A 6912-nucleotide genomic window follows, 5' to 3' on the forward strand; every position below is an offset into this window, starting at 1 on the left:
ATACCGCGTAGGTGTGCCGCGCCACCGGATGGGTGATCGCATCGGAGGGCTCGACATCGAAGGCGATGAACTCCACTTCCGGATCCACACCGCGGATGGCGAACAGCCGCCGCGACAGGGTGTTGTAGAAGGTCTTGTAGAGCTCGGCGTCGATCAGGCCCTGCAGCAGGGCGCTGAAGTGCGCGTGCACTTGCAGCCACAGCGCGCGTTCGCTGATGGCGTCACCGGCCAGCCGCCGCAGCGCATCCATCTGCTCGGCGATGCACTGGTCGTACAGGGCGATGCGCTCCACCGCATCGTGGCGCGCCGCCGCCCAGTCGCGCTGCTGGAAACGCACCCGGGCACGCGCCGTGATCGCGGCGAAGCGGGCGTGATACTGCTCGAAACCATCGCGGATGGCGTCGGCGATGCGCGGCGCCAGTTCGGTTGCAGTGACAGGATCGGACATGCACGACGTATCCGGGGGAACCGACCTCACCATACGCTGGCGTGTGTGATGTCGTCGAGCGTGCAGACGGTGCCGCCCGCTGGTCGGCACCGTCTGGGCAACCCCTGGATGCAGGCAGTTGCCGGCCAGCGGCCGGCACTACCGTTCAGATAGCCAGTTCGGCCTCCACGTCCTGCACCTTGCGCCGCGCCAGGGCGAGGTTGGACTTGGTCCGGTCCAGCACGATGTAGAAGAACAGGCCCTTCTTCTTCGCCACCGGGCGCATGATGTGATACGCCTTGCCGAGCGAGATCAGGATGTCCTCGATGCCATCGTTGAGGTTGAGCGAGGCGGCGGTTTTCATCTTCGCGCGGATCACTTCGGTGTTGCCGGCCGCCGCCACTTCCATGTCCATGCCCGAACCGGCCTCGCCCAGCAGCATGCCGCTTTCGTAGTCGACCAGCGCCACGGCCTGCGCGCCATCGATACCCATCAGTGCAGTCAACGAATCATTCAATCCAGCCACGTTGCACCCCTCTCAATGTTGGTTCGAGCCCCTCGTTCCCCTGCGGCCGGGCTCACGATCCGCTGAGTTCGGCCAGGATCGCCTGGCCACATTCCCTGCTCTGCCACAGCACCTGGCCGATCACGCTGCGCTGGTCGCAGGCCGCCATCAGCAGCAGCGGCGCTCGCCCCTCGGCCTGGATGGCCAGCATCAGCACCTTGCCACCGGCAGCCTCCAGCATCAGTGTCTGCAGATCGCCCAGCGCAAGTTCGCGCCCCACTGCTGCAGCCAGGGCCAGCATCGCGCTGGTCATCGCCGCCAGGCGTTCGCCACGCCCCTCCGCACCAGCACTGACCAGGGCAAAGCCATCGACGCTGGCCAGCACCACGGTCCGCACCCCTTCCACCCGCTGCTGCAGGTCCTGCAGCAGCGGCTGCAGGCGCTCGCGCTGCTGCGCGTCCGGCAACGGCGCGCCTTGTCCATCAGCCATGTGCGGCCACCAGTGCATGCGCTTCCATTTCGCTCATCAGTACGTCCATCAGCAGTAGTCCTTGTTCGCGATCACGGGCATCCACCGCCAGCAACGGCAGCGGCTGGCCATCGAGCCGGGCGCGCTCGGCCCAGTCATCCAGTGCCGCTGCCGGCACCTGGTCAAGATGCGTCACCGCCACCACCAGGGCCAATGCCGGACCGAACGGGCGCAGCACCTGCAGGTAGGCGTCCAGCTCGGCGGCCACCCCGGCACGGCGCGCGTCCAGCAGCAACACCGCACCGCGCGCACCCTGCAGCAGGATCGGCCACAGGAAATCAAAGCGCTGCTGGCCAGGCGTGCCATACAGGCGCAGCCTCTCGCCGTTGGGCAGGTCGATATCGGCATAGTCCAGCGCCACCGTGGTCGAAGCCTTGTCGGCACCCGCGCGGTCGCTGTTGGCTACGTCGGTGTCGACCACCGCACCGGCGGCGATGCTGCGTACCAATGTCGACTTGCCGCTGCCCATGCCACCGAGCACCACCACCTTGTGCTCACGCATCGCGATCACTCCCGCGCAGCGTGCGCCACAGGCGTGCGAGCAGGCCGTTGTCGGCAGTGCTGGCACGCGCACCCGCCAGCGGTACTGCAGGTGCGACCTGCAGCTGCGCATAGCCGCACAGGTAGGCGGCGTGGATGAAATCGCGCACGGCGGCGGCGGGAAGATCCAGCAGCATCGCGCATTCGTCCACCGTGCAGGCACGCTTTAGCAGCAGCGAACATAGACGGAAGCCATCGTGATCGTGGCCGAGCACGCGGAAGTCCGGCCAGCGCAGCAGCTTCACCGACGCCCCGCGCAGGCGCTCATCCAACGCCTGCCAGTGACGGCTGCGCTGCGCCCATTGCCACAGCAACGGACGCAACGGCAGTCGCGTGCGGTCACCCGCCAGTGCCTGCAGCTGCGCCGGCAGCAGCGCATCCAGATACAGGTGCTCGAAGCCCTGCGCCAGCCGTTCCACCAGCACCGTGGCCGGTTCGTGCAGCAGTACCGCCTGGTCCTGCTCCAGATCCAGCAGCAGCAGCGGCTCTGCGCCCTCGCCCAGCAGCGCCTGGCCCTGCCGCGATGGCAGCCGCTCGCGCAGCAGGCGGGTGATCGCATGCGCGCCGTCAGCCAGGCGGATCGGCGTCGCTTCGGTGCCGGCCTGCATGCCGCGCAGCGCCCGTCCTATCGCGCCATCATCCAGTACGTCCTGGCCGCCATCGCCTTCGCGCAACTGGCCGCCGAGGTCCTCGATCCAACAGTGCAGGCGCGGGCGCTGCTGGCGCATGCGCAGTGCCGCGTTGCGCAGAGCTGGCGTATCGCGGATCACCAGCAGGTCGCAGTCGTCCAGGTCCTGGCTGCGGCGTATCTGCCCGTCGGGCAGCGCCGAGGCCAACCGCAGCCGTTGCAGCAGGGCCTGTTCGCCCTGGATATCGGTTCCCACTACGAGCACGCGTGCCATCCGTGTTCCCCGTGCGACCACCTCCCCGGCGGTCTCGCATCGCCAAGGCTAGGCCATGGCTTGCCGCCATCGTCGTGATCGACTGCTCATATTGACGGCAATGGTGAACACGCACGCGTCCGTTCTGCGACGGCCATCGCGGGCAAGTTTCATGCCGTGTTGACGGCATTCCGACAGATGACGGATTTCACGGTTTTCTGCCGCTCCCCGCCCGCGCATGGATGGGCGCCCGGGTGGATCCATGCCACTTGGATGGACGCTCTGGTAGATCCACGCCATGCGTGGATGTGCGCCGGCGACAACCGGGCAAAAGAAACCCGCGCCGGAGCGCGGGTTTCGAGGTCACCACCGGGCGGCGATGAATCAGCCGCGCAGCTGCTCCAGCGCGGCATTGAAGGTCGCGCTCGGACGCATCGCGGCAGCGGCCTTCGCCACGTCCGGACGGTAGTAGCCGCCGATGTCCACGGCCTTGCCCTGCACCGCGATCAGCTCGTCAACGATCTTCTGCTCGTTGTCGGCCAGCGCCTTGGCCAGCGGAGCAAAGCGTGCCTGCAGTGCGGCATCTTCGTTCTGCGCTGCCAGGGCCTGCGCCCAGTACAGGGCGATGTAGAAGTGGCTGCCACGGTTGTCGATGCCACCGAGCTTGCGCGACGGCGACTTGTCGTTGTCCAGGAACTGGCCGTTGGCCTCGTCCAGCGCCTTGGCCAGCACGCGGGCGGCAGCGTTGTCGTAGCGGTTGCCCAGATGCTCCAGCGACGCGGCCAGGGCCAGGAATTCACCCAGCGAGTCCCAACGCAGGTAGTCCTCTTCGACGAACTGCTGCACGTGCTTCGGCGCCGAACCGCCAGCACCGGTCTCGAACAGGCCGCCCCCGGCCATCAGCGGCACGATCGACAGCATCTTGGCGCTGGTGCCCAGCTCCATGATCGGGAACAGATCGGTGAGGTAATCGCGCAGCACGTTGCCGGTCACCGAAATGGTGTCCTCGCCCTTGCGGATGCGGGCCAGCGAGAAGGTGGTCGCTTCCACCGGCGGCAGGATGCGGATCTCCAGGCCGTTGGTGTCGTGGTCCTTCAGGTACGTCTCGACCTTGGCGATGACCTGCGCATCGTGGGCACGGGCGGCGTCCAACCAGAACACGGCCGGGGTGCTGCTCAGGCGCGCGCGTTCGACGGCCAGCTTGACCCAGTCCTGGATCGGCGCGTCCTTGGTCTGGCACATGCGCCAGATGTCGCCCGCTTCCACGGCATGTTCGAACACCACGTTGCCGGCGTCATCCGTGACCTTGACCACGCCGTCGGCAGCGATCTGGAAGGTCTTGTCGTGCGAGCCGTACTCTTCAGCCTTCTGCGCCATCAGGCCGACGTTGGGCACCGAGCCCATGGTGGCCGGGTTGAAGGCACCGTTGCTGCGGCAGTCGTCGATGACAGCCTGGTACACACCGGCATAGCAACGGTCCGGAATGACCGCCTTGGTGTCCTGCAGCTTGCCTTCGGCATTCCACATCTTGCCGGAGTCGCGGATCATCGCCGGCATCGAGGCGTCGACGATCACGTCGCTCGGCACGTGCAGGTTGGTGATGCCCTTGTCCGAGTTGACCATGGCCAGGCCCGGACGCTGCGCGTACTCGGCCTGCAGGTCGGCTTCGATGGCGGCACGGGTGGCTTCGGGCAGCGACGGCAGGCGCGCGACCAGATCACCGATGCCGTTGTTGGCATCGAAACCGGCCTGCTTGAGCGTGTCGGCGTGCTTGGCGAGCACGTCCTTGTAGAACTCGTTGACGACCACGCCGAACATGATCGGGTCGGAGACCTTCATCATGGTCGCCTTCAGGTGCAGCGAGAACAGCACGCCCTGCGACTTGGCGTCTTCGATCTGCGCATCGATGAAGGCGGCCAGCGCCTTGCGGCTCATCACTGCCGCGTCGACGATCTCACCGGCCTTGACCGCGGTCTTTTCCTTCAGCACGACGGCGCTGCCGTCCTTGCCGTGCAGGGTGATCTTCAGCGCGCCGGCGTTGGCCAGGGTGGCCGACTTCTCGCTGCCGTAGAAATCACCCGCGTCCATGTGCGCAACGTGCGACTTCGAATCGGACGCCCAGGCGCCCATGCGGTGCGGGTGCTYGCGGGCGTAGTYCTTCACCGACAGCGGCGCGCGCCGGTCGGAGTTGCCTTCGCGCAGCACCGGATTGACTGCGCTGCCCTTGACCTTGTCGTAGCGCGCCTTGTAGTCGCGCTGCTGGTCGTCGGCCGGGGTTTCCGGGTAATCCGGCAGCGGATAGCCCTGGTCCTGCAGTTCCTTGATGGCGGCCTTCAGCTGCGGCACCGAGGCGGAGATGTTCGGCAGCTTGATGATGTTGGCGTCGGGGGTGGTCGCCAGCTGGCCCAGCTCGGCCAGGTCATCGTTGACCTTCTGCGCATCGCTCAGCAGTTCCGGGAACAGCGACAGGATGCGGCCGGACAGCGAGATGTCACGGGTTTCCACTGCGATGCCCGCGGTGGAGGTATAGGCGTCGACGATCGGCAGCAGCGACTGGGTGGCCAGGAACGGTGCTTCGTCGGTCAGCGTGTAGAGGATCTTGGACATGGGGGACTTGGACTCTGTAGCAGTGCTCAGGGGAAGGCCGGCGCCAGCGCCGGGCCACGTGCAACCGTGTCACTTTCCCCGCCGCCGTCAGGGTGGGCGCGCGTCGGGGAAACCCCTGCATTGTCGCGTTTTCAGCCGCGCGGGGCAAAGCCGTGCCATACGCGGCGGTACTGCACCCTGGCAACGCTGTGATCCATCATCCACGCGTGGCGTGGATGGAGATGATGCCGCGTGCAAGGCCCAGGTAGATCCACGCCATGCGTGGATGAGGCCTTCCCGCAAAGCCACCAACAAAAAAGGACGCAGCCTCGCGGCTGCGTCCATCGTGAGTCCAACCGGGAGAGAGTCGGCGGGACTTACTTGACCTCGAACTCCTGCGGCGTTCCGGCCGCCTTACCATCAACCATGACTTCGGCGCGGTACTTGCCGGCCGGCCAGCCATTGGCATTCTTGAAGGTGATGTTGGTGGTCTCTGCACCGCTGGTGTTCAGGGTCGCGTTCTGCTCGCCGGCCACCTGGCCATCCTGGAAGGTCAGCTTGGCGCCGACGGTGACATTGTTGGCCGCGCCATCGGTCTTCACCGAGACGATGACATCGTCCTTCGGCGCGAACAGGGCAGCCGTGGTCACCGACTTGTCAGCTGCGGCAGTCTTGCCGACAGTGACCGCCGATACCGCCACGGCCGATGCAGCCATCGGCGGCGGCGCGCCGGTCATCGGAGCGGGCGCCTCGGCCGGCGTGGTTGCCGCCGGAGCCGCGTTGTTGTCTGCAGTCTCTTCCTTCTTCTTGCAGCCCACCAGGGCGACGCTGCCCAGCAGCGCGGCCAGCAGGGCATTCTGAAGCGGGGTCGTCTTGATCATTCGGGATTCCTCCAAGGATTGTTCGGACGGCGATTGGATCGCCGGTATTACTTCGGCGGCAGTTTCAGGGTCTGGCCCGGGAAGATCTTGTCCGGGTCGTCGAGCACATCGCGGTTGGCTTCGAAGATCTTCTTCCAGGCGTTGGCATCGCCCAGGTGCTGCTTGGCGATCTTCGACAGCGAATCACCCTTCTGCACGGTGTAGGTGCCACCRCTGACCACCTCGGCGGTACTGTCCACCGAAGCACTGACGCCGGAAAAGTCCGCCTTGGGGACCTGCTGGGCGGTACTGTCGACGCTGCCACTGACGCCGGAGAAATCGGCTTTCTTCTCGGTACTCATCCACACACTCCCGTCTGTATGACTACATGGCTGGCACGGTGTCATAGAGGTTGTTAAATGGGGATGGTGCCGATGTGAAGCCGCCCCCCGGGGCGGCTGAACAATCGAGGCGGAACGCCACCGCTGGGCTCGCCGGGCATGGCCCGGCGCTACCCGTCACAACGCAGCCCGACGGTAGTGCCGGCCGCTGGCCGGCTTGGCCTGGACGCGGGCTCCGCGCGG

At 66.4% G+C, this 6912-nt stretch carries 8 protein-coding genes; all 8 read right to left on the reverse strand.

Annotation, left to right across the window (positions count from 1 at the left end; translation table 11 throughout):
* Positions 1-448, reverse strand: a 448-nt coding sequence (locus tag AB4Y84_RS09185; protein WP_442250032.1) for an isocitrate dehydrogenase kinase/phosphatase AceK regulatory subunit, incomplete at its 3' end; no start/stop codon positions are given.
* Between the two features lie 145 nt (positions 449-593).
* Positions 594-953 carry a hypothetical protein gene (locus tag AB4Y84_RS09190; protein ID WP_025878601.1) on the reverse strand — a complete coding sequence of 120 codons (360 nt, stop codon included), beginning with the start codon at positions 951-953 and terminating at the stop codon, positions 594-596.
* 52 nt (positions 954-1005) lie between these two features.
* Positions 1006-1422 (reverse strand): roadblock/LC7 domain-containing protein, encoded by a 417-nt coding sequence (locus tag AB4Y84_RS09195; protein ID WP_032976421.1) that lies wholly within the window; start codon positions 1420-1422, stop codon positions 1006-1008.
* Positions 1415-1963, reverse strand: a complete 549-nt coding sequence (locus AB4Y84_RS09200) for a GTP-binding protein (protein WP_025878599.1) — start codon at positions 1961-1963, stop codon at positions 1415-1417. Before AB4Y84_RS09200 ends, AB4Y84_RS09195 begins: the two co-directional genes overlap by 8 nt.
* Positions 1956-2903: a hypothetical protein gene (locus AB4Y84_RS09205; RefSeq protein ID WP_223496890.1), complete on the reverse strand. Its 948-nt coding sequence runs from the start codon at positions 2901-2903 to the stop codon at positions 1956-1958. The genes AB4Y84_RS09200 and AB4Y84_RS09205 overlap by 8 nt, the downstream gene beginning before the upstream one ends.
* A gap of 363 nt (positions 2904-3266) precedes the next feature.
* Positions 3267-5489 carry an NADP-dependent isocitrate dehydrogenase gene (locus tag AB4Y84_RS09210; protein ID WP_442250034.1) on the reverse strand — a complete coding sequence of 741 codons (2223 nt, stop codon included), beginning with the start codon at positions 5487-5489 and terminating at the stop codon, positions 3267-3269.
* A 356-nt stretch (positions 5490-5845) separates the two neighbouring features.
* Positions 5846-6349 carry a hypothetical protein gene (locus AB4Y84_RS09215; protein ID WP_025878596.1) on the reverse strand — a complete coding sequence of 168 codons (504 nt, stop codon included), beginning with the start codon at positions 6347-6349 and terminating at the stop codon, positions 5846-5848.
* A 47-nt stretch (positions 6350-6396) separates the two neighbouring features.
* Positions 6397-6690 carry a LysM peptidoglycan-binding domain-containing protein gene (locus tag AB4Y84_RS09220; RefSeq protein WP_025878595.1) on the reverse strand — a complete coding sequence of 98 codons (294 nt, stop codon included), beginning with the start codon at positions 6688-6690 and terminating at the stop codon, positions 6397-6399.
* Between the last annotated feature and the right edge of the window lie 222 nt (positions 6691-6912).

Origin of the sequence: Stenotrophomonas sp. 2YAF22, from assembly GCF_052114665.1 — a bacterium.
GTDB classification, from domain to species: domain Bacteria; phylum Pseudomonadota; class Gammaproteobacteria; order Xanthomonadales; family Xanthomonadaceae; genus Stenotrophomonas; species Stenotrophomonas indicatrix.